We start from the raw sequence: 25,533 nt of genomic DNA, 5'->3' as shown, positions 1-25,533 counted from the left end.
CCTTTAGTTGATTAAATTTGAATTAAAAGGTTTCAATCCCATACAAAATCAAATCAAGCAAGGTTCCTGCTGCATAAGAAACTTTTCATTCCCTTACAGCCAATCATGTAAGGTTCTCGTAGAGGGATATTTTACTTATAGGTGTTAACAAGAAAGGACGACACAAAACACAAAAAACTGTAAACAAGAAAGTTACCAAAAAATATCAATCTAATAGACTACGAAAAAAGAAAAAAGATGCGAAAACAAACGATACGGGATTCTCTATATTTTATATTAGCCAATTATTTTTTCCAGCTCATGTATAAAAAACAACATTAAAGTAAGGTTAATTTTCTTTAAATAAGTCCCTTTTCCTATAGCATATTTTAACAAAACCAGAGAAAATAGTGGTCAAAGAACAAAATATAATAAAGAGCCATTCAAGATACAATTTACATTACAGCATAAGAAAAACAACCAAACCTATTGGTTTAAAACAACTTAAAAAAAATATCAGGATTTTTCGTAAAAAAGGGAGCCCTTTATCAAGGACTCCCCAATTAAAATTAAATTAATTAAAAACCTTATTCAATTATCAGCTTAGGAGCCTGCACACCTTCTTTAGAACTAAAGGTCGTGTGTCTTGCACCTACACCTCTTTCAAGCTCTAGCAAGAAAGTATAAGTACCATCACCTTTAATTGCATCAGTCACATCAAACTCATATACTCCGTTTTCAGTAAACCTTTGGTTTAAGGTAGAAAGCAACTCAACTGCCAATGGCCTATTGCTTGTTCTCAAAGAATTCTCATCCCAGTTGTTATGGCTACCTCTGCTCACATTAATGGCGCCTCCTGCATTGGTGTTAGTAACCTTCATTTGTATTTTAGCTTTCTTGATTTGGCCAGGGTTGATATCCTTCACATCATACTTTATATATACAGTATTTCTTCCCGGCCCCACCTGCAAGGTATTGTTGTTGATGGTTCTGTTGTTTGCATCAATATAAGCATCACTTACCGGTGCAAAAGAGCGAGCATTTGGCCCTTCTGGATCTGAAGGATTTGTCGGATCTGAAGGATCTTTAGGGTCTTTAGGGTCTGAAGGATCAGGCGTAGAAGATGACTCGTCGTGAATACGCACAGACGTATAACTGTTCCAGCCACTATCAGTATTACCTCTACCAGTAATTCTAACATACTTAGCTTGAGCATCAGCAAATTCGAAAGTTTCTGGCTGCGTAGTAGTACCTGAAGAAGATCCAGAGTAAACTTTAATCCAGTTTTGACCATCTACAGATACCTCAATGTCAAACATAGACTTACGCTGGTCTCCATTAAAGAATGAAATATCTACAGCACTTACATTCCTGATTTCACCTAAGTTATACTTAATCCACTGACCATCGCCATTAGCAGACCATCTTGTGCTAAGATTACCGTCCAATGTATTGGCAGGCCTATTAGGATCCTGGTGAGAGCTAGCTGTTACAGTGATACCATCCACTTCAGTGCCACCGCTTCCTGGAGGAGTTGGCGCAGGAGAAGGAGAAGAACTTCCGCCAGAAGTATATTCAAAAGCACCTATATCAAAGCCATTTCCATACGGTCTTCCATTATTGGTAAAGTCGAAGTTAATACCGTACGAGCTTACATCCATACCTTGATCGATTGCAGGAGAACCTGCTTTCAGCCTGTAATCATGAGACCTAGCATTCTGGAACTGCACTTCAGAAACGTCCTGAACAAAAAGATTGTTTCTCTCATCAGAGCTGGCACCGTTACGATATAGCGTAAAAGAATTGGTACCCGCTACGATGTTGTTATAAAACTTGTTGTTAGTCACATTACTGTACTGCCATATACCAGCAATTGCAGGGTTAATGATCGTGTTGTTAATGAATGCAAAGTCTGAACCAGGCGTCGTACCTCTGGCATCACAAAAGATACCCAACTCACCGGCGTCTACAATAACATTGTTAAAGATGTAGTTATCGCCTTGAGCAAGAACGATCAGACCATTACCGGTACCCTTTCTGATAAAGTTATTATAAAACTTACCTGTAGTACCTTCACCTATCTGAACACCATTGTTCTGCGCCCTAGTGTTAGTCATACCATAGTTTTCAACCGTATTGTTGAAAATTTCGCAGTCTTGTGTGGCACAACCTACCTGGATTCCTTCCCAGCCAGAATTCCATACTTTATTATTGTAGATTCTCACTCCATGAATATCATGGGGAAGAACACTCCCGCAGCCTAAGCTACGACCATTGGCATAAAATGAGTTTCCTACATAAATACCCTCTCCTTTAGTATCATAAATATGGCAATCATGAATACGAAGGTCTTTCATTGTGTAGTTTTCCCTCCATGTTGCAGGGTCACAGCTTGGGTCAGTCTTGGCCATAATACCAGCAAAACCAATATTATGAATTTCAAGAAACTCTAGTTCCACATTAGTACTAAGGTTTCCTGCAGTAATACCAAGGTGCGGTCCGTCAATTTCTATTCCCCTGTCGTGTTCAGGAGCTCCTGTTCCTGTTAATTTAACATATGCACAATTAGCAAAGTTAATTCCGTAAGAACTGGCAGCACTAAGCTTAATAACAACTTTTCCTTCATTAATAAAGGTAATAGGGTTTGAGGCGGTTCCTTTAAAGTTTCTCAACAATAAAGCTCTTCGGGTACCACCTTCCAGGCAAATAACACTACCCGGCTCAAAATCGCCTCCATCCACTACAGTTTGGTCGCGCGATATAGTGTGGGTACATGTAGGGGGAGCTGCCTTCTGGCTAGCAGTTTTTTCTCCTGAAGAAGAAGGAAGCTCCTTCTCTTTCTTTTTACATTGTGAAAACATACCCGATATGGATACGCAAATAATCACAACTAGTAATCTCAGGTTGTTACGTTTCATGATTGTTCCTTTGATTTATTAAATTTTGATTAAAAGGTTTCAATCCCATACAAAATCTTTTCTGGCTTAGTTCCGACGTGGAGAGACTGTTTTTGAGCCTCCCAGACAAACTCATGTAAGGTTTTCTTTTAATTGTTTTTTAACCAATAATGAGGACCCCAAGACAGACCAATAAAGTATAAGGTATTGATTTAAAATTAATTACTACCTGAGTACAGTTTATATCATAAGATCATTTAAGGAAAGCACTCAATTAACGCCTGCCGATTTAACTTATTTTTAATCCAAGAAAAAATTTATATTAAAGCATGTAAAGAATCTTAGAATTATTAAATATTTATTAAGAGATTAAATTAAAATTAAAGGAAATGAGTGGCAAAAATCATACGGATCATTAAGCCCAGAATATGAGGTTAAGTCTACTAATACATTTTCAATTCAACTGGCTCCCGCACATTTATCCTTACCATAGCAATGCTTTACGGCACAAAAATGGCGTTTTTTTCTTTTACCCCTCATGACAAATTCCAGATGAAGTAAATAAGGGGGCAAGCCACCGATATACGGAATGTTATTTATGAGACAGAATTAAGTAAGCCAATTTTACTGAAATATATAAACCTGAAGAACAATACTAGCTTCTTATGAATAAAAACCTGACACTCTATACCTCATGCTCTGCCTCCACTGTCACTCTAAAAGAAAGTTACTATGGGCACTCCAAAAAACTGTATCCTGCTAAACACATTCGTTTAGAACTACAAGAATATTGCAACATAGTTACAACAAGCGTTTTAAAGCAAGTTTAAAAAAAAAAAAATGATAACAATCTATCATTTGGCCTGTTGGTTAAATGTATTTGCAAACCTTAAACAACCTTAAAAATGATGCAAACAAACTATACGTCGCTTTTTCGAAAATTTTTATTTATTGTTTTATCAGCAACTACAGGAACAGCACTAGCACAGTCAGAATTTGGGAACTGGGACGAAACCCAGCTTACAGAAAATGAAATTTCACACCGACATGAAAATGCGTTTGTAGAAGTTAATGGCAAACTTTACCTCTTAGGAGGCCGGGGACCACAACCGGTTGAGATTTATGACCCAGAAACTGACACCTGGACAACCGGGGCAACGGGATATCAAGATATAAGCGCTTCCCAAATACATCACTTTCAAGCAGTAGCCGTAGGTTCCAAAATTTATGCCATTTGTGGGTTTGACATTGTAGATGGAGCTGAAGTTCCAACTCCCAATGTTTATATTTATGATACCGAAACAGATACATGGAGCGACGGCCCAGAAATACCAGCACACCGTCGCAGAGGGTCGGCAGGCGCAGTCGTGTATAATGGAAAAATTTACATTGTCGCAGGTATTCAAAACGGACATATTGACGGACACGTTGAATGGTTTGATGAGTTTGACCCTCAAACAGGCGAATGGCGGGAACTTCCTGATGCCCCAAGAGCCAGAGACCACTTCCATGCGGCTATAGCTGGCGGAAAACTGGTGGCTGCCGGCGGCAGACTCAGCAAGCAAGATGACCCGGAACCAGGAGGGGTATTTATTTTTACCATTCCAGAGGTTGATATCTATGATTTTAGTACAGACGAATGGACTACTACAGAAAATCCCATTATAACAGACAGGGCTGGAACAGCCACAGTGACTGTAGGAAATGAAATTGTAGTGTTAGGAGGAGAAGGCCCGCACCAAGAAAGTGCTCCAGATGGTGGCCCTTATGCACACAATGAAGTAGAAGCATTCCACATAGAATCCGAAGAATGGAGAGAACTTCCTTCTTTAAATACTGGAAGACATGGAACCCAAGCAGCTGTTTATAATGACAAAGTTTATATAGTAGCTGGCAGTAGCCGCCGAGGAGGAAATGTCGATTCTGAAAATGAAGCATTAACACTCGAGGTTATTGAATTTTCCATGACAGAAGACCTTATAGAACCAGAACCTGATGAAGATGAAGACGAAGGAGAGGTAACAGCCATACAGGCCAATACCCCTGACAGCCCACTAAATATTTTCCCTAACCCTGCTGTGGACAACATAAACATTGAACTATCCGGTGGACAAGGATTTACTGTAGAGGTCTATTCTCCAGATGGGCGTTTGGAGTCTGTCAGCAACCATTCGGGTTCCACGGGCAACATTAACCTTTCAGGATTAGCCAAAGGCATGCATTACCTAAAAGTTATTGGCAACCATGGAGAGATATATGAAATGTATAAAATTGTTAAGCAATAACATATAAGCTTATAAAAAAAAAGCCCGGATTACCTTTAAAAGTCCGGGCTTTTTTAATCTGGATTACGCGATAGATTTCATCATAAGGAGCAATGTACTTATGCATTTTCCAGCAAGCCCCTAAATAATCTTATGTAAAAAATACCCCTCCAAAAATAAACATGTGAAAATAGATTAGGTTGTACATGCTCAACCAGCTTATAACAATCTAATTTTTTCACCATGAAACTAAGACTAGCAGCAAAACAGCTTTTATTCTTGGCAGCAATCACTTTATTGGTGACTGTTCAGGAATTATCCTTCGCCCAGAACCTGTCATTTAACATTGATACGCTTTCAAACGCCAATGTTATTAATCCAACTTCTTTACAGTTTGGCCCTGATGGTAAACTATATGTTTCACAACAAAATGGAATTATCAAAATATTAACGATCAAACGAAATGGACCAGGAGACTATGAAACAGAAAATGTAGAAGATCTATTTTTGGTGAGACACATACCCAACCACTATGACGACGGAAGCCCTAGAGATTACAATATTAACACCAACAACAGACAGGTAACGGGTATATTAGTTAAAGGAACACCTGACAACCCTATACTTTATGTAACATCAAGCGACCCGTGGCACGGTGGCGGTGCGGCAGGAGACCGCAACCTATGCACCAACTCAGGAGTCATTTCCAAGCTTTATAAAGATGGCGGGCAGTGGAAAAAAGTAGATTTGGTAAGAGGAATACCGCGCTCAGAAGAAAACCACTCCATCAACGGTCTACAAATGGCTACGCTCAATGGCAAAGACATTCTTTTTGTGGCTGTTGGAGGCATGACCAATGCAGGTGGCATATCAAGAACTTTTGTATACAGTAGCGAATATGCCCTGGCAGCATGCATACTGTCCGTCGATTTGGAGGCCATTGAGGCCATGCCCCTCAAAGGTCAAGACTCGAACCATCCTTACAAATATGATCTCCCTACCCTTGATGATCCTACCCGTGAAAATAGGGCCGATGGATCGGATATCAATGATCCTTGGGGCGGAAATGATGGCCTCAATATGGCAAAAATAGAAGAAGGAGGTCCGGTACAGGTTTACGCCACGGGCTTACGCAATCCTTATGATTTGGTAATAACTGAAAATGGCAATATGTACACGGTAGACAATGCAGCCAACCGACTATGGGGCGGCTACCCGGATCTTGACGAAAACAACAAAGCCATCAACCGTTACAATCCAGATGAACCAGGCTCTGCCCCTGCCACTACGCCCTCTGGTCAACCAGTAGTAAACAACCATGACCCCTTACAATTTATTGGCAATATTGAGACGTATACGCCAGGAACTTTTTACGGTGGCCACCCCCACCCCATTCGTGCTAACCCTGCTGGCGCTGGTTTATACACTCATGATTGGCATAAACAAGAAGGTTTTTGGAGAACATCTATTTCCGGAGACAAACCACTTCCCACAGATTGGCCGCCCTTTCCTGAATCTTTGACAACCAATGAAAATCTTTTCCTGAACCCAGGAGAAGGAGACCATCCTGCCTTGATCGTATTTAAAACCTCTACCAACGGAATATGCGAATATACCGCCACCAATTTCAATGGAGCCATGCAAGGAAACCTCCTCACAGTAGGCTACAATAACGGCAACGTATATAGGGTCATGCTTAATGCACAAGGCGACCAAGCGCTGAACACTACTTGGGACTCGCCATTTGATGGAAAATACAGAAAGGAGATTGATGAAAACGATAGAGATAATATCATCTTTGGCTTAGGGGCCAACAGTCGCCCGCTGGACATTACAGCCCAAGGTGATGGCGATATTTTTCCGGGTACTATATGGGTGGCCAATTACAATGGGCATGCTTCAGGCAACAACCAAATCATGGTTTTTGAACCGGAAGAAAATTTTGTTTGCACCAATGAATATAGCTGGACAATGGACGATGACAACGACTGCTACTCCAATGCAGATGAAGAAGATAACCGTACCAACCCTTGCTCAGCAGCAAGCCGACCCAGTGATTTTGACAACGACTGTCTTTCGGACTTGAACGATCCGGATGATGACAGCGATGGCATTCTTGACATCAACGATGCCTTTGCCAGAGATAAGCACAATGGTGACACAACAAGAATACCCTTAAACTACACCATGTTCAACAACAATCCGGGTACTGGTTTTTTCGGACTGGGTTTTACAGGATTAATGATCAACAACGAAACAGATTACCTTGAACAGTTTAACCCTAGAAACCTAATCCCAGGGGGCGCTCCAGGTGTTTTCACGATAGTAGATGTTTCTGAGGGTGACGCATTAGGAGACAGGAACAATCAGGAAAATGCATTCCAGTTTGGAATAAGTGTCAATAAAAGCACAGAAAAGTTTACCGTTGACTCTTGGATTATGAGACCGTTTTTTGGTGGCATATCCCCTTCTGGCCATATGTCACAAGGAATATTTATTGGCACCGGCGATCAAGATAATTATCTAAAAATAGCACTAAACGCCAATGAAGGTAATGGAGGCATTGAAATAGTGCATGAAAATGAAGGTATGTACGAGCTAAAACAGTTAGACATTGAATTCTACCCTGAAAATACTGTTTTCTTCTATCTTGAAATAGAACCTTCAACAGGCCTTGTGCAACCTGCATATGCCATAGACGACTCAACCAATATTGCGAACGCTGGCGACCCCATACAATTAAAAGGAAAAACCCTCGAAGCCCTTCAAAGCGACCAATCCTTGGCCACAGGTGTTATTGCCACCTCCAGAGGAGCGGACAGAACTTTCGGTGCTAGCTGGGACAATTTCAGGGTCAGAAAGGGTAACATAACTGGCACCAAACCGCTCGTACTTAACAATAAAACCTTTACAGTATACCCTAATCCTTTTAACAACTCTTTTAAAATTAAAACTGATGCCAGCACGCTTGACCCAGGCTACCACTTTGTAATATATAATAATATAGGTAGCATTATACAGCAGCAAGATTTAATCTTAAATTATAACCAAGACATGACATTTAACCTAAACAACCAACCTGCTGGAATCTATATACTGAAGCTCGTTTCTCCAGGTGGCGAAGTTTACCAATCCACAAAATTAATTAAAATAGAGTAGCCTCTTTATTTCACTTAACACAGATAGCCATTGGGGCTATCTGTGCTTAAACCACAATACCCCAAGAAGAACACCCATTAAAACCTAAAAAGAAAAACACATAAACTATCCAAAAAAGTTTATATAGTTCACACAACTAAACAACCTACTTCACTTCTTAGCAATTCAGCTAAACAACTACATAGGTACTTTGTTATAATCTATATCTGAGTTATCCAAAAGCTCGAGTAAAAATAGGATTATTGGCAAGTAATAAATAAACAGCCATAACCCTAAGTTTATGAAATTTTTCCCTGAAAAGGCAAGCATTATTACTAAGCAGGATTGATTTTTTCCAGTAAAATGAAAACAGTTTTTTAAAGAAGAAGAGATTATGAAACACCTAAACCTAAGTAGAAACAAGCTCTATTTGGCTTTGGCCCTAACTATATTGACATTGCAGAGCGTTAAAGCACAAAATGTAGCCTTTAGCGTTTCTGAACTTAAAGATGTACCTACAGGAGGCACAGACCAACTCGTCAACCCTACCTCTATCCAATTTGGGCCGGACGAGAAGTTATACGTCGCAGACCAAAAAGGCTTTATTTTCAGGTACACAGTAGAAAAAGACGAGGCTGGAGATTATAGAGTTACAGAAGAAGAAAGGATTGACCTTATCAGGCACATCATTAACCATGATGATGACGGCACACCTCATGAGTTTAATAATATTTGGACAAATTTCCGCCAGGTTACAGGTATATTAGTAAAAGGTACGGCTGAGAACCCTGTACTCTATGTAACCTCAAGTGATGACAGACATGGTGCGGGTGCATCTGGCGACATTAACTTATGTACTAACTCAGGGATTATTTCAAAATTAACCCTTGAAAACGGTGAGTGGACAAAATTAGACTTGGTTCGGGGAATTCCTAGGTCTGAAGAAAACCACTCTATTAATGGTTTGCAAATGGCCACAGTTAATGGCACAACCTATCTATTTGTGGGTATTGGAGGCATGACCAATGCAGGAGGTGTATCCAAAGATTTTGCATACAGCACTGAATATGCCCTTGCGGCCTGTATACTTTCAGTAGACCTAGATGCAGTTGAAAGTATGCCTACACAAGATGCGGGTTCTGTAAACCAGTACAAATACGACCTACCAACACTAGACGACCCCACCCGTCCTAATGTAAATGGACAGGACGAAAACGACCCTTTTGGAGGAAACAACGGTTTAAACCAAGCCATTATAGACCCAGAAGGACCAGTGCAGGTATATGCCGGTGGTCTTAGAAACCCTTATGATGTACTCATAAGAGACGATGGAAAAATGTACACAGTAGACAATGCTGCTAATGGCGGCTGGGGAGGCCCCCCTGTTATGGATGGAGACAAAGCCACCAATCAATATGACCCTAATGAGCCAGGATCTAATTCGGTAATTAACTATGACCCTCTGTTCTACATAGGTGATATAAATAATTACACGCCAGGTTCATTTTATGGAGGACATCCGGTGCCAGTAAGAGGAAATCCAAGCGGGGCAGGCCTTTACCATCTTGATGTAGCAACAGGAAACGTTCATACTGGTGGAGAACACGGCTGGATGAACGGCACTGAAGATGACTTTAGGGAATTACCTTCAGACTGGCCACCAGTACCAGAAAGCATGGCCACAGACGAGAATCAGTACATTCCGCCAGGGTCAGCAGAAAGTCCGTCACTCGTAACCATAAAAAGCTCGACTACTGGAATCTGCGAGTACAAAACCAATCACTTTGGGGGGGCGCTACAAGGGGATATCATTGCAGCAGGCTTTGGGGTCAGCAAAGTTTTTAGACTAAAGCTCAACGAAGCTGGGGATCAAGCATTAAATACACGTGGTGCCAATAATGATGAGATTAACCAAGATGACCCCGAAAACGTCTTGGCAGAATTTCCTGATTTAAAATGTATAGATGTTACAGCACAAGATAGCGATGGGCCTTTTCCCGGCACGATATGGGTAGCAAACTACGCAGGTGTGCAAAGTGACCAAGCAATTATGGTTTTCGAACCAGTTGAAGACATAGAGTGTACCGGTGAAGTTACCTGGGACCTAGATGACGACAACGACGGTTATGCCAATGCTGATGAAGAAGACAATAATACTAACCCATGTGACCCAGGTAGTATTCCACCTGATTATGACAGAGATTTCTTGTCTGATATGCATGATCCAGACGATGACAGCGACGGGATAGATGACGTAGACGATCCTTTTGCAAGGGACTCTTTAAATGGAATGGACGTACACATACCTTTGGAATATACCATGTACAACAACGATCCAGGCAGAGGCTATCAAGGACTTGGTTTTAGAGGTTGGATGATCAATGGAGAAACCGACTACCTGGATCAATATGATAACAACGACATTGTAGCTGGAGGTGCTGCCGGCTTGCTGACCATACACAATGTCACCGAAGGAGACGCCTACGGAGACCTTAACAATCAAGACAATGGGTTCCAGTTTGGTATTAACGTTAACAAAAACACATCTCCATTTTTGGTAGAGGGGCAGCTACTTGGAGGTTTTGGCGATGCCATACCTTCTGGAAACATGTCCACAGGCATTTATATTGGCACAGGCGATCAAGACAACTACATAAAAATTGCCTTACATGCCAATGAAGGAAATGGTGGCATTCAGGTGATCAATGAAACCGGCGGCGAACCTGAAGAGTATATGTTTGACATTGACGATATCCCTTCATCCACACTATACCTTTTCCTAGAAGTGCACCCGGATGCAAAAGTAGTACAACCGGCTTATGCCATAGGAGATGAAAGCAATAGACAGGATTTGGGAGAGCCTATTCATATCAAAGGACGCAACCTTGAAGTTCTTGAAAGTGCAGATGAAGCACTCGCCATTGGATTTATTTCCACATCAAGAGGCGGGACTCCATTTTCGACGACTTTGGCAAACATAAAAATAGACCATGACAATGTTACAAGTATCTCTTCTTTAGTAGAAGAAGAAAGTTATATCAAGGTTTACCCTAATCCATTTGAAGGAACATTTAATATTAAACCTTCACCGGACGAAGGTTTGTCATTCTTTAAAGTAAATGTGGTAAACCAAGTAGGAGCATTGGTCAAAGAAGAAGATGTACCTGCTTTTGCAGACGAATTTTCTATAAATTTGGCAAATGAACCATCAGGAATCTATTACCTTAAGCTGATTTCTCCTGAAGGTAAAGTTTATAAAACAGTAAAGCTTATAAAGCTTAAGTAAAACAAGTTCCATGCTTAAAAAGAAAAGCCACAGAAATACTCTCTGTGGCTTTTTCATGAACACCTCTTAGATACACCTCATTTCTGGTTGGAGAAAACATAAACTAGAGGTAACTGTTACCGATAGCATTGCTTGTTGGTGAAAACACCAACAAGTGGATGAAACTTCAAAAAAACTATTTAAATGAGCAAAATACATACCCATCAGCGTCAACAGACCTGACGGCGTACCTGAGCGAGGATAGCCCTGTTAAGGGCGAAATATCGGTAGAAGACATATTTACCTTCATTTCAGCCCCATTAGGGGCGTAACATATTTTAATTTAATGATGTCGTGGTCAAGAAACAGCCCCTACCCTTTTGCCATTTTTTTTGGGACAAGCTTGTTGGTGAAAATACCAACAAGTGGAGGGGAATTGTTACTGGCAGCATGGCTTGTTGGTGAAAACACCAACAAGAGGAAGACACATCATTGATTTTTTGAAACTTAATTAAACAAAACACATCATGCCCGGTTGCTCATTTTAACTAATTTTTCAGACCTAAAGCAACCAAAAGCTATGAGAAAAATTTTCACAAGAGACACGTTATTTTTTCTATTGATCTTTTTAGCATTGACCCTTGTTTTTCCTGCCAAAAGTCAGGATTACAACTTTATCTCCGGTGAACTTGAAGGTGATTTGGAAATAGACAACCCAACATCGCTTCAGTTTGGCCCAGACGGGAAACTTTATGTGGCTCGCCAAGATGGTTATATAAAAGTTTACACCATAGAGAAAAGCGGGCAGGGAGAATTTAATGTCACAAATATTGAGACGATTAATGTAGTCCGAAATATCCCAAATCATGATGATGATGGGGAGCCTAACCCTTCTGTTACTGCCAGGCAAGTGACAGGTATCCTTTTGACAGGAACGGCCGAAAACCCAATTATGTATGTTGGGAGCAGCGACCCTAGAATGGGTGCTGGTGATTTAGGGGATGTACACCTTTGCACAAACTCTGGAGTAATTTCCAAACTCTACAAAGAAGGTGGGGAATGGAAAAAATTAGACCTTGTAAGAGGCTTACCACGGTCCGAAGAGAACCATTCAGTCAATGGCATGCAACTGGACGAGACAAACAATCAGTTATTGGTAACAGTAGGAGGCTTTACCAATTCAGGAGGTATTGCCAGGCTTTTTGCCTACAGCAATGAATACGCCCTGTCCGCCTGTATTATTTCGCTAGACCTCGGCATGATCGAATCTATGGAGGTTAAAGACGCAGGTGGTTTAAATCCCTACATTTATGATATGCCTACGTTAGATGACCCAGAAAGGGAAAATGATGCTGATGGCAATGATATTAATGACCCGTGGGGCGGCAACGATGGTTTAAACCAAGCAAAAATAGTTGAAGGCGGACCTGTGCAACTATATGCTACTGGTTTAAGAAACCCATACGACCTGGTGGTAACTCAATCAGGGAAAATCTATACTATAGACAATGGTCCAAATCAAGGTTGGGGAGGTATCCCGATGTATGACAACTCAGGAAACGCCATCAACGACTACGACCCTGACGAACCTGGTTCTACACACAACCCAAGTTTAGGAGTACCTGCAGTCAATAACTATGACGGCTTCCACTACATTGGAGATGTAAACAGCTATAATCCTGGATCATATTACGGAGGACACCCTTGTCCCATTCGAGCTAATCCTACCGGAGCCGGATGGTTTACACACCCACACACAGATGATATTGATGACTTAAGCAACGCCCATTGGAGAACAAGCACCGACGGAGCACACCCTCTACCATCGGACTGGCCACCTATTCCTCCCAGCATGGCCAATCCTGTAGAAAGCGAATACTACCAACCAGGCGAAGGGGAAAGCCCAGCACTATTAACCTGGAACTCTGCGTCTGTCAATGGTATGTGCGAATACACAGCCTCTAATTTTGACTTTGAACTTCAAGGTAATATCCTTGCTGCAAATTTCAACCACGGACACATTCACATGATCCGGTTAAGCGAAGATGGCACTGATGTGCTTAATGCAAAAGGCAATATCCGTATTGACGAAGACGATCCGCTAATAACAGGCTACACCGAAGACAAACTTCTAGATGTTACTTCGCAAGGTGACATGGATGCTTTTCCCGGCACTATCTGGGCTGTAGGTTATGCATCAAACAAAATATTTTTCTTCGAACCAGCAGAACTGTCAAACTGTACTGCTGAATATGATCCAGCATTAGACGAGGATGGCGACTGCTATATGAACGATGACGAAATAGACAACCAAACCAATCCGTGCAATGCAGCAAGTCGCCCTTCCGACTTTAATGGCAACTGTGTTTCTGACCTTAACGACCCAGATGATGACAGCGATGGCATTCTGGACATCAACGACGCCTTCGCAAGAGATGCAACAAATGGCGACTCCACACACATACCTGTAGAAAGGCCTATGTACAATAACAATCCCGGCACAGGCTTTTTTGGACTAGGGTTTACAGGTCTGATGAAAAACGACCAAGCCGATTACCTAGACCAAATGGACAGCGACAGATATATAGCCGGTGGCGCGGCTGGCGCATTTACCATTAGAGAGGTTCAGGCTGGAACAGCATTAGGTGGACAAAATGATCAAAAAGACGCTTTTCAATTTGGACTCAATGTCAATCATGGCACCCCAATGTTTACGGTACAGGCAAACATGATTGGCCCATACTTTAGCAATTCGCCTTCAGGAAACCAATCTCAGGGCATGTATGTCGGAAATGGCGACCAAGACAACTACTTTAAAGTTGCAATTGCGGCCAATGAAGGAGACCCGGTGATGGAGGTAGTTGTAGAGAACAATGGCGAATACGAAAGGCATACCTATGACATAGACATTACCAACAATGTCTTAAGAGTATATTTAACTGCAAACCCTGCAGAAGGAACTATTCAGGCATCTTATGCCATAGATGATGAAGAAGAACATATGTTAGGAGGGCCTATAAAAGTAGAAGGAGCTTTACTAGAAAGCCTTCAAGGAGAAGAAAAAGCTTTGGCGGTGGGTGTTATTGCTACTTCCGATGGTGCTGAACCTTTTGGAGCAACGTGGACCAGTATGCGCATCTATGAAGGGGAAGCAATTACATCGACAGAAGAAGCGGTGGCCAATCATTACAATATTACCACCTACCCTAATCCATTTAACAATACTTTTAAGGTAAAAGGCGACAAGGATATAATGAGCAATGTTAGGTTTATATTAATTGACCAAACAGGAAAACTTGTGCAAAATGCCCAGGTTCATACGCTCAACAATTCTGAGTATGAATTTAATGCAGAAACCCTTCCTAAAGGTATGTATTATCTAAAAATTATTACCGAACTGGGAGATATCATAGAAACAGTAAAAATCCAAAAGCAATAAATATGGAGGCGCTTTAAGGCTTCTAAAAAAGAAAAAAGTTTTAACCAAATGTCCAAATAAAAGAAGCTGGCTATCGAAAGCCAGCTTTTTTTTATTTCCTGCAGATACTCCGATATTCCCATTAAGATGTACAAAAGCACGTAAACTATCATATATTGACTTCTTCAACAGCTTCAAATTATCATTTTTTAGGACTGCATAAAAAGCTCGTGTTTCCCCCTATTTTTTACTAACTTTATCTTCTAGTCCTTTACAATCCCCTAATTAGGAAAAATGAAAATACTGCATACTGCTGACTGGCACCTTGGCAAAAGGCTTGAAAACTTTTCGCGTCTTGAAGAGCAAAAGCAAGTATTGAAAGAAATATGCGAAATTGCTGACAACCAAAAAGTAGACGCTATTATTATAGCTGGTGACCTTTATGACACTTTCAACCCTCCAGCAGAGGCTACTGACTTATTTTACAAAACATTACGAACACTAACGAAAAACGGGAGAAGGCCAGTAGTAGCTATTGCCGGCAACCATGACTCCCCAGACAGAATAGAGGCGCCAGATCCTCTTGCCAGAGCATGTGGAATCATTTTCGCAGGATATCCTCATTCAGAAGTCCCGAAGTTTAGCACTGAGGCAGGACTGGAAGTAATAAATACCGAGCCGGGGTTTGTAGAATTGAAACTTCCAGAACAGGAGACTCCGCTCCGACTGATCCTCACCCCTTATGCCAATGAGTATAGGATGAAAACTTTTCTCGGACTTGACGACGAAGAAGGGGAACTTAGAAGTTTACTGGAAAAGAAATGGGCTGATTTGGCCAATAAATATTGCGACAACCAAGGCATTAATTTATTGGTTACGCACTTATTTATGATAAAAAAAGGCGGAGAAGTACCAGAAGAACCCGACGATGAAAAACCTGTATTGCATGTAGGAGGCGCCCAGGCTATATATACTGAAAACATTCCCCCACAAATACAATACACCGCCCTAGGCCACTTACACCGTTTTCAAACAGTAGACAACACACCCTCCCCTACTGTGTACAGCAGCAGTCCTTTAAGTTACAGTTTTAGCGAAGCCAACCAACAAAAATATGTGGTAATAATTGAAGCTGAAGCCAACAAAGACGTCGTTTATGATAAAGTGCCACTACAAAGCGGGAAAAAGTTGCTGCGAAAAAAATTTAAAAATATAGATGAAGCAGAACATTGGCTCAAAGAAAACCCCGATACACTCTTAGAGCTTATCTTAGTAACTGACAACTATTTAACGGCCGAAATTCGTAACCGATTGGCCAATGCCCATGATGGAATCGTAACCATCATACCCGAACTTATTTCTGCTCAAGAAGAAACCACCAGCACTTCAAGTATAGACCTAAACCTGGAAATGCAAGAGCTTTTCAAAAGATACTTTAAGCACAAGCATGCTGGACAGGAACCCAATGAAGAAATACTCGAACTATTTAAAGAAATACAAGCTGTAACCTCAGAAGAATGATACCTATTTCTCTTACATTACAAGGAATATATTCATATCAAAAAGCTGAAACCATTGATTTTACCCGTTTGTTGGAAGGGCAATTGTTTGGCATCTTTGGTGCTGTTGGCTCAGGGAAATCTACCATACTAGAAGCTATTTCTTTCGCATTGTATGGTGAAACGGAAAGGCTGAACAGAACCGATGGAAGAAATTATAATATGATGAACCTGAAGTCTGATGAGCTCCTCATCGACTTTCAGTTCAAAAACTTTGAAGAACAGGTATACCGTTTTATAGTCAAAGGAAAAAGAAACGGTAAAAATTTTGACAAAGTTTCTACATTGGAAAGAACCGCTTTTAAGAAGACCGGCCCTCAAAACTGGGAACCGATACCTGTTACCACTGCGGCTTCACTTTTGGGCAACTTAAGCTATGATAACTTCCGGCGAACCATTATCATTCCACAAGGGAAGTTTCAAGAATTTCTTCAGTTAACAGATGGTGACCGGACTAAAATGCTAAAAGAAATATTCAACTTAAACAAATTTGAATTTTCTATACAAACATCATCGCTTATTAAGAAAAATGATGAACAAATACATCACCTCAACGGAAGACTGGTAAAGCACGAAAACATAAACCAAGAAGCTTTCGAACAAAACCAGGCATATATCGCCAAATTGAAGTCTGAGCGTGAAAAACTTAATAAACAATGCACTCAACTCCAACAAACAGAAAAGGAGCAACTAGAGCTAAAAAAACTTACAGAAGAACTACTACAAAAAGAACAAAAGCTAAATGAACTAGAACAACAAAAAGGACAATTTGAACAACTAGAGCTAAAACTAAAAGAGTATGAAACCTGCTTGCAAAAGTTTAGCAGCAAAATAGAACGTTTAAAAAACCTGCGCCAAGAACTCAAGGAGAAGACAACCTTAATGGAAAAAATTTCTTCCCAGGAAAAAGAGTATCAAAAAAACTATAAAACCAAAGAAGAAGCCTTTGCCATAGTAGAGCAAGACCACAAGTCTATAGAAATATGGAAAAATGAACTAGATGACTATAGCAGGTTGATTAAAATATTTGACTTGAGCAATAAGTCGGAAACCTTAGGCAAAAGAATTGAAAACGGGAAAAAACAACTCGAACAGTCCGGCAAAGAAAAAGAAAGTCTTGAAAATAACATCAGAAAGTTAAAAACCCAGATTAAAGAGTTAAACACACAACTACCTGACCTATCTCTGCTGTATAAAGTAAAAGAATGGTTTTCGGAGAAAAACAACATATCCACCACTCTCAATAAACTTAAAAATGAACTACAAGAAGTTCAAGCAGAGGTAAAACATCACGAAAAAAGCTATTCAGAAAAACTTCCAGCGTTTATAACCGAAAAAAACACTACACCTGAGCAGGTTACCCACTTTGCAGAGCGTTTAATAGAAGACTGTAACAGCAGACTAGCAAAGATAGAAGATGCTTTATCTGGGTACAAGCTTCAAGAAAAGCTAAAAGAATATACCCAAAGCTTAAAAGACGGGTCACCTTGCCCCCTATGTGGCGCCAAAGAACACCCGTCAGTTATGGATGTTGAGAATGTACGGGAACATATAACCGCCGCCAATACTGAAATACAGCAGATTAAGAAAGACATTGACAACTACACGGAAATCATCAAACAAACAGAACGTTTTTCATTAAACGTAGCAAACCTTGCGAAACAAGAAAAGACAATCAGCGACAAAATTGCATTAGAAGAAAAAGCCCTTCTGAATCACCAGGACAAATTTGAATGGGATAATCTAGAGAACGAACAACAGGTAAACGAACAAATAGAAAAAGCTACACTGCTCAACAAAGAAATTGAAAAGCAAAAAAGTGCGCTAGAAGAGAAAGACACCCAGCTCGAAAAGCTACTAAAAGACTTTGAAAAGTTCAGAAAAGCCATTGAAGCCTTTGAACGTGACGCAGCAGCCTTTACAGCAGAAAAGCAGTCTTATATCAGCCAATTAAAAGTTTTGGAAGCCAAACAAGACAAACCGATTAGCTGGTACGAAAATCAAAGTGTAGAACTTAAAGAAAGAATTAACCAAACTGAAAGCAAACACAAAACACTTTTCGAGCAAATACAGAACCTAAAGCAAGAAATAGCGGCACTGAAAGGAAAAAGTACTGAAGTAGGCGAAACAGTAGCAAAGCTACAAAACAACATATCCATCACCAGCCAAGAACTTGAAACAAGCCTTCAAGAGTCAGGATATCAAAACATTGCTGACATAGAGGAGATATTGGCTTCAAACCCAAACCTTTCAGTAGAAAGAGAGAGGATATACAAATTCAGAGAAGTACTTTTTCAAACTGCTGAAGAAATAAAAAAACTGAAAGCGTTAACAGACAACCGGCCATTTAGTGAGGAAAATTATAAACTTCTGGTAAAAGAGCTTGAGGAAGTTCAACAGAAATTCCAACAGACCAACGACACATTGGTAGAGGAAAAAGCCCGGGCAGAACAAATAAAAAAAGACCTAAAGGAAAAAAATGAACTGCAAGCAGAGCTGGAAAAACTGAATCAAAGGGCAGAAAACTTAAAGCTCCTTAGCAATATGTTCCGAGGAAGTGGATTTGTAGAATATATCTCAGGTGTATTTTTGCACGACCTATGCCAAGCAGCCAATGAAAGGTTTTACCGGTTAACACGCCAACAGTTACGGCTGGAAATTAACGAAAAGAACAACTTTCAGGTCAGGGATTTTCTAAACAACGGACGTGTTCGAAGTGTAAAAACATTATCAGGGGGGCAGACTTTCCAAGCTTCACTCTCGTTAGCTTTGGCACTGGCTGAAAGAATCCAACAGCAAAACAAAGCAAAACAAAATTTCTTCTTTCTGGACGAAGGTTTTGGTTCTCAAGACAAACAATCCCTACAGATAGTATTTGACACTTTAAAGTCATTGCGCAAGGAAAACAGAATAGTGGGAGTCATTTCCCATGTAGAAGAACTACAGCAAGAAATCGATGTTTTTCTCAAAATAAAGAATGATCCAGAAAGAGGGAGCAAAGTATCTAAAAGCTGGGAAGGATTGACCAAATGACATCCCACAACTTTTATTTATAACGAACTAAAGTTCTGCTCCTCATGACGAAACCTATCGCATAATTCAGGTTGAAAAAATTTCTTAAGCCAATTGCTGAAAAAGTGTGTATTTTTCATAACCATTATAAGCTCTGCTAGTTACTCTTTGATAGGTAAATAATATATGACAAGCTTATGAAAAAAACATACTACAAAGCGACAACACTACTTAGTTTATTTCTTTTTGCAGGATTTTTTTCTGAAAAGTCATTGGCCCAAGATAATGGCGAAAATGACAATGACAATGATGTGTACAAGCATGTACTTTACCGAATAAATGTTGGCGGTATTGAAAAAGCATCAGAAGACGACTACATGAACTGGGAAGAAGACACATATGACATCCCTTCTGAGTATGTAGACTTGTCAGAAATCGACAACTCTACCAATAGAACCGAAGAAGATGTAAGTATGGATGAGTCTGTTGCAGAAGGCACTCCTGTAGACATTTTTAGATCTGAAAGGAATTTCGACCACCACCACTATGATGCCATGCAATATTCCTTTGAAGTGCCAGAAGAAGCTGAATATGAAGTAAGACTGTTCTTTAGCGAGAACCATTTTGAAGAGCCGGAAATGCGAATGTTCCATGTGGACATTAACGGCAATAGGGTTATAGAAAACCTGGACATCTACGAAGAAGCAGGACACCTGACCGGAATCATGAAATCATTTGAAACTGGCGCTGAAGATGGCCATATAACTATAGAGTTTATAGATGTGCACGGCGGTCATCAACCAACCATTTCAGGCATAGAAATAATTGGGATGAGTGATGACCCAGAGGTATGGGAGGTAACCTCCGTTACTGAAGAACTAGATGCTGACATAACTATATACCCAAACCCATTTGCAGACCAAGTCACTGTAAAAGGTGAAGGAGACATAGAAACCCTCAACATTACATTGTTTGATCAAAACGGAAAAGTTATTGAAAAGCAAAGCACCCAAGGAGTTCAATTCCAAGCTATTTTTAATACATCTTCTTTGCCTGCAGGCATGTACTATCTGCAACTGGAGTCAGAAACTGGAGCTGTAACTATGAGAAAACTTATTAAAACTAACTAAGCACGGCTAGCATATAAGGCAAAATAAAAAAGCTGGAAGTTGGATCTCCCAGCTTTTTCTTCTTTGACAAGTACAAAATAACACAATACAGACAACCAATCCCCATAATAATATAACCTCACTGGAACACCTAAGAAAATTCGCATTTTACCATTAAAAAATCCATTTAAACAACCGTTTTATTGATCATTAGTATTTTCATAATAAAACTTTAATAATATTTTTATACCTTTCAGGATTCAATTCGAAACTACAGCTGTTGATATTTCAGTGAAACTAGAATTGCTCTAATACCAAAGGATGAAAGCCAATATATGTAAAACCGTTATACCCACTGTAAAGAAACCTATTTTTATAGGCATATTGCTATGTTTGTCAATAGCTACAAACATATATGCACAAGAAGCGTCCCATTCCCATTTTCACAAAGCAAGCTTATCCGAAAGGTCTGAATTAATTAGAGTAGACAGGGAAGCAGATTACAAAAGTGCCGAAACTATTCAGTTATCTGACGAAGGCTTTGAGTTAAAAATTTTCCCAAACCCATTTTCTGAACATATTTACATTGAAGGTACTTATCAAGGCAACAAACCTATACGTATATCATTATACAATCAAATAGGGGTAAAACTTCACAATATTACCATAACAGATGCATTGATCAAGACCTCGTTTCACACAGCATCACTTGCTGCAGGCATATACTTCTTAAAAGTTGAAACAGAAGACCATAAACTGCTTAAAACGCACAAAATGATCAAAGAACACCTATAGGTATTCTATTTATAAACTGAGATTTTAAAGCCAATACTTCAGGCATGTCTTTAAAAACTGTTAACTTGCAGAAAAAAGACACTTTATGCCTTCAAATCGTGAGCTATTTCTTAGGCACATGGCCCAAACCTCTTCCGCCCCACTCCTGCTCGAAATTGATCGTGCAGAAGGCGTATACATGTATGATCAAAACGGCAAAGCCATTATAGACTTGATCTCAGGAATTGGCGTAAGCAACGTTGGTCATCGCCACCCTCGGGTCGTACAAGCTATCCACGAACAAACCAACAAATACTTACACCTGATGGTTTATGGAGAACTCATTCAAACACCACAGGTAAAACTATCACAAAAGCTTTGCGATTTGCTCCCCAGCACCCTTAACAGTGTATATCTTGTCAACTCTGGAAGCGAGGCTGTAGAAGGGGCAATGAAATTGGCCAAAAGGCACACTGGAAGGTTTGAGATTATTGCCTGTCACAATGCCTACCACGGCTCTACCCAAGGCTCTCTCTCCCTAAATGGCAACGAATATTTTAAAGAAGCCTATAGGCCATTATTGCCAGGCATCAGACACATAAGGTTCGGCCAGACGGAAGACCTTCAGCATATAACCACTGACACAGCAGCAATCATCCTGGAAACTGTTCAGGGTGAAGCAGGCGTTCGAACAACTACCCCTGCTTACTTTAGTGCCCTCAGAAAAAAGTGTAATGAAACAGGCACACTACTGATTCTCGACGAAGTCCAGTGTGGATTTGGAAGAACAGGCACCTTTTGGGCATTTGAACAGTTTGGTATTGTTCCAGATATTCTGGTATGTGCAAAAGGTATGGGGGGAGGAATGCCTATAGGAGCTTTCATATCCCCACAGGAAATCATGCACAGCCTTTCCGAAGATCCGGTTTTAGGACATATAACAACTTTTGGCGGACACCCTGTCAGTTGCGCTGCATCACTGGCCACTATAGATGTTATCCTTAGTGAAAGTCTAGTATCACAAGTCAAAGAAAAAGAGTTGCTTTTCAAAAAGCACCTAAACCATCCGGCAATTAAAGAAATAAGGAGCTGCGGACTCCTTATGGCTGCTGAAATGGAAAATTATGACACTCTAAAAATGGTTATTGACCGGGCAATTGAATTAGGTGTACTCACAGACTGGTTTTTGTTCTGCGACAACTCTATGCGTATAGCTCCCCCCCTTACTATTAGCCACGAGGAAATTGTCAACACATGTAACATCATCAAACAAGCCATTAAAGAGACCAAGGCATAAGATCAGGCAAATATTTACGTTAAGTATTCACCATGAAAAAATGCATTTACCTGTTTTTTATTATTTTAACCATCACTAGCATTAAAGTCTTTCATGCTTCAGCGCAACATATGATTGGAGATGCGTGCATGATGCTTCCCATATCTTTGGAAGACAAAACTAAAAAAGCTGCGCTCATAGTAGAAGGCCACATTGTAGATTCTTACGTAAAAAAAGATCCAAAAAACAACACATTATATACCTACTTTACCATTTCCGTAGCCACAGTTTTTAAGGGTGACAAAATAAGCAAAGAGATAACTGCTAAGTCCCCCGGAGGAAAAACAGAAGAAGAATGGCATATTATAACAGGCAGTCTAAACCCCACTATAGAAGACCAAGGTATTTTTTTCCTTACAGCTTCTCAAGAACAAGATATTTATGAACCATTAGGTGCCGTTCAAGGGCTTATCAAGTTCACGTCAGATGGAGAAGCCTCAGATGGTTTGCGCAAGTATAAAGACACAGAACAAGAAATAAGGCAAAGAATTGAACACTTGCTAGGAAAATCACCTACTCATCTACAAAAAAGGAAAATGAGGAAGATAAACCCAAGCCTTCCAGGCACTCCTACCCTTCCGGTCATACAGTCTTTCTCCCCCACAAACATAAGTGCAGGAACAGACAAAGTGCTTACAATTAAGGGTTCTGGCTTTGGGTCAATAAGAGGAACCGGCGGGAAAGTGGAATTTAGGAACTGTAACGATGGCGGTAGCACTTGGGTATCTCCAAGCTCCATCAGCTACACCCACTGGTCAGATACAGAAATAAGAGTAAAAGTACCTTCTAGTCCATGTGCAGGAACAGGCAATATCCGGGTTACCAATGCTTCTGGCGCAAGTACAATTAGCACAAAAGCCCTTTTGGTAAATTTTTCATATATAAATATTGAAGCGCACGGCATTACGCACATACCGGTACTTACCAACACCGACAATCGTGGCGGCCATAGTTTTAGGTTGAATGTAGACTTTGATGAAAACGAACCTGCCAAAGAAGCTTTCTACAACGCCCTGATCGCTTGGAGGTGCAATACGGGAGTTAACTTCAAAATAGGCAACACCACCACCAACAACACCTCTGAAGGAGACGGAGAAAATGTAGTAAGATTTGCCTTACCGGGCGAACTTCCTGAAGGCGTGCTGGGGAGGTGCTTGACCAGGCTCAGCAACTGCCATTTCAACAATTGGTATGTGGTAGAAACAGACTTGGAGTTTTCTTCTGATATCAATTGGAGTTACTCAGCTGGACGTACACCACAAAATCAAATAGACTTCGAGTCCGTTGCTATTCACGAGTTAGGACATGCTCACCTCATAGGCCATGTGATCAAACACAACGCAGTCATGCATCATGCAATAGGTTTTGGACAACAAAGGAGAGATTTAATTGAAGAGGTTGAAGTAGAAGCAGGAAATTATGTGCTTGACAAAAGTGGCGGATCAAGATTGTGCGGCCCAGGAAACATGACGCCTCTAGCAGAAGAAGATTGCGAAGATCCAGAAGGGCCTTTCGAATATGTCAATAATAAACCTGGGAAAGACAAGCCTGTGCTAATATTTTATAATTACAGGGACGACGAGCTTGTAATTGCGATTTCCGGCATGGAGGTAAAGAACACCTCATTACGGATCAGCAACATCAACGGACAAATCATAGACAACATTCCTATCAATACAGAAAACGGGGAATTTTACACCACCAAAACCCTGACCCACCTACCGCAGGCCATGTACCTCTACAGCCTATTTACAGATGAAGAAAAATACGCTGGAAAGTTTATCATCCAGAAGTAACCCAACTAAGATTAATACAAACAAGACTCGACGCGATGTTTGGTTGTAGAGCCGATTTCCTATCGGCTAAACGAAGCTGTAAATGTAGAGCCGATTTTTTATCGGCACGGCCTATATTGTTTGTTACCCAACTATGCCTTTGTAAGGAGGAACGGTGAAACAATTTTATTGTCTGGTATAATTATTTAACACTTACGCTGTCAGGACCAAAGGACGCTGACAGGTAAACAATCTATATACCAACACTATAGCTCTCTCCGTCATTGCGAGGAGGCACGACGAAGCAATCTCATCGTCAGGTCTAGTATTTGACACCTTTACTATCCTATAAAGTAACCTGTCATTCCGAGGAACGAGGGATCTGTCAGACGCTGGCACTAAGGGTATAAAAATAATAAAAGCCACCAAAAGTACTTACCCCAAACAGATCCTTCCTTCGTCAGGATGACAATTAGAAGTTGTTAAGGGAAGAGGGTAATACTAGCATTGGTATCATTACTGGTCAATTAAACAACCACAAGACCATACCCAGACAGACCCCGCAACAGGTGCGGGGAGACAGCTATAGTGTTTATTTTGGTGCTTTAAACAACATTCCAAAAACTAACACCTAGAGCTTGCAATAACCTCCTAACTGGTAAGCGCCAAAAAGTAGACAAAAAGAATAACTCCATAATCAGCAATCCGGTAGCTACTAAGGGGCGGGCAGGGACTCTATGGCTGGTTTGGGGCATATTGCGGCTTGTGGGGTGCCGGATTTTTAAAAATGCCGCCATAAAGAACTGCATTTGACAATGAATCGTCAGTTAAGGCATTTTTTGGGCAGGGAGGGATTGTGCGTCTAGTGCGTGGCAATATGCTTTCAGCCATAGTGTCTTTTTTTGGTTACCTTTTTTGGACAAGCAAAAAAGGTAAGAAAAGCTGGAGAACGAGCTTTTGGTGACATTAGCTCATTAAGTTTATTAATAAAACCATCAATATAATGA

12 protein-coding genes are annotated in these 25,533 nt (G+C 40.5%); 11 read left to right on the top strand and 1 reads right to left on the bottom strand.

The genetic code is table 11. The features are described 5' to 3' along the window. Positions 1–566: 566 nt before the first annotated feature. Entirely contained in the window at positions 567–2,897 is a 2,331-nt protein-coding gene (locus tag RCC89_09105) for a discoidin domain-containing protein (protein ID WMJ73320.1), read from the bottom strand. An 884-nt stretch (positions 2,898–3,781) separates the two neighbouring features. Here RCC89_09105 and RCC89_09100 point away from each other — a divergent pair. From RCC89_09100 to RCC89_09050, 11 genes are all read left to right on the top strand, one after another. Beyond that, complete coding sequence (locus tag RCC89_09100; protein WMJ73319.1) at positions 3,782–5,161, top strand: T9SS type A sorting domain-containing protein; 1,380 nt, start codon at positions 3,782–3,784, stop codon at positions 5,159–5,161. Between the two features lie 222 nt (positions 5,162–5,383). Next, entirely contained in the window at positions 5,384–8,299 is a 2,916-nt protein-coding gene (locus RCC89_09095; protein WMJ73318.1) for a T9SS type A sorting domain-containing protein, read from the top strand. A gap of 373 nt (positions 8,300–8,672) precedes the next feature. Continuing rightward, positions 8,673–11,564: a T9SS type A sorting domain-containing protein gene (locus RCC89_09090; protein ID WMJ73317.1), complete on the top strand. Its 2,892-nt coding sequence runs from the start codon at positions 8,673–8,675 to the stop codon at positions 11,562–11,564. Positions 11,565–11,722: 158 nt separating this feature from the next. Then, positions 11,723–11,875: a hypothetical protein gene (locus tag RCC89_09085; GenBank protein WMJ73316.1), complete on the top strand. Its 153-nt coding sequence runs from the start codon at positions 11,723–11,725 to the stop codon at positions 11,873–11,875. Positions 11,876–12,123: 248 nt separating this feature from the next. Continuing rightward, the gene (locus tag RCC89_09080) at positions 12,124–14,982 is read left to right on the top strand and encodes a T9SS type A sorting domain-containing protein (GenBank protein WMJ73315.1); all 2,859 of its coding nucleotides are present in this window, start codon (positions 12,124–12,126) and stop codon (positions 14,980–14,982) included. Positions 14,983–15,255: 273 nt separating this feature from the next. Beyond that, positions 15,256–16,482 carry an exonuclease SbcCD subunit D gene (locus RCC89_09075; protein WMJ73314.1) on the top strand — a complete coding sequence of 409 codons (1,227 nt, stop codon included), beginning with the start codon at positions 15,256–15,258 and terminating at the stop codon, positions 16,480–16,482. After that, a complete protein-coding gene (locus RCC89_09070) occupies positions 16,479–19,553 on the top strand; it encodes an SMC family ATPase (GenBank protein WMJ73313.1) in 3,075 nt (1,024 codons plus the stop codon). The genes RCC89_09075 and RCC89_09070 overlap by 4 nt, the downstream gene beginning before the upstream one ends. Positions 19,554–19,729: 176 nt before the next feature. Next, on the top strand, positions 19,730–20,662 hold the full coding sequence (locus RCC89_09065; protein ID WMJ73312.1) for a malectin domain-containing carbohydrate-binding protein: 933 nt from the start codon (positions 19,730–19,732) through the stop codon (positions 20,660–20,662). A 300-nt stretch (positions 20,663–20,962) separates the two neighbouring features. After that, complete coding sequence (locus tag RCC89_09060; protein WMJ73311.1) at positions 20,963–21,436, top strand: T9SS type A sorting domain-containing protein; 474 nt, start codon at positions 20,963–20,965, stop codon at positions 21,434–21,436. Positions 21,437–21,521: 85 nt separating this feature from the next. Further along, complete coding sequence (locus tag RCC89_09055; protein WMJ73310.1) at positions 21,522–22,712, top strand: aspartate aminotransferase family protein; 1,191 nt, start codon at positions 21,522–21,524, stop codon at positions 22,710–22,712. A 32-nt stretch (positions 22,713–22,744) separates the two neighbouring features. After that, positions 22,745–24,547 carry a matrixin family metalloprotease gene (locus RCC89_09050; GenBank protein ID WMJ73309.1) on the top strand — a complete coding sequence of 601 codons (1,803 nt, stop codon included), beginning with the start codon at positions 22,745–22,747 and terminating at the stop codon, positions 24,545–24,547. The last annotated feature ends 986 nt before the right edge of the window (positions 24,548–25,533 follow it).

The sequence above is a fragment of the Cytophagaceae bacterium ABcell3 genome (genome assembly GCA_030913385.1).
Classification (GTDB): Bacteria; Bacteroidota; Bacteroidia; order Cytophagales; family Cytophagaceae; genus ABcell3.
Note: the sequence above shows the minus strand (reverse complement) of the source record. Positions and strands in the feature narration are given on the sequence as shown.

Coding starts and splice junctions, on each gene's coding strand:
- RCC89_09105 (WMJ73320.1), bottom strand. CDS start 2,897: ATGAAACGTAACAACCTGAGATTACTAGTTGTGATTATTTGCGTATCC.
- RCC89_09100 (WMJ73319.1), top strand. CDS start 3,782: ATGATGCAAACAAACTATACGTCGCTTTTTCGAAAATTTTTATTTATT.
- RCC89_09095 (WMJ73318.1), top strand. CDS start 5,384: ATGAAACTAAGACTAGCAGCAAAACAGCTTTTATTCTTGGCAGCAATC.
- RCC89_09090 (WMJ73317.1), top strand. CDS start 8,673: ATGAAACACCTAAACCTAAGTAGAAACAAGCTCTATTTGGCTTTGGCC.
- RCC89_09085 (WMJ73316.1), top strand. CDS start 11,723: ATGAAACTTCAAAAAAACTATTTAAATGAGCAAAATACATACCCATCA.
- RCC89_09080 (WMJ73315.1), top strand. CDS start 12,124: ATGAGAAAAATTTTCACAAGAGACACGTTATTTTTTCTATTGATCTTT.
- RCC89_09075 (WMJ73314.1), top strand. CDS start 15,256: ATGAAAATACTGCATACTGCTGACTGGCACCTTGGCAAAAGGCTTGAA.
- RCC89_09070 (WMJ73313.1), top strand. CDS start 16,479: ATGATACCTATTTCTCTTACATTACAAGGAATATATTCATATCAAAAA.
- RCC89_09065 (WMJ73312.1), top strand. CDS start 19,730: ATGAAAAAAACATACTACAAAGCGACAACACTACTTAGTTTATTTCTT.
- RCC89_09060 (WMJ73311.1), top strand. CDS start 20,963: ATGAAAGCCAATATATGTAAAACCGTTATACCCACTGTAAAGAAACCT.
- RCC89_09055 (WMJ73310.1), top strand. CDS start 21,522: ATGCCTTCAAATCGTGAGCTATTTCTTAGGCACATGGCCCAAACCTCT.
- RCC89_09050 (WMJ73309.1), top strand. CDS start 22,745: ATGAAAAAATGCATTTACCTGTTTTTTATTATTTTAACCATCACTAGC.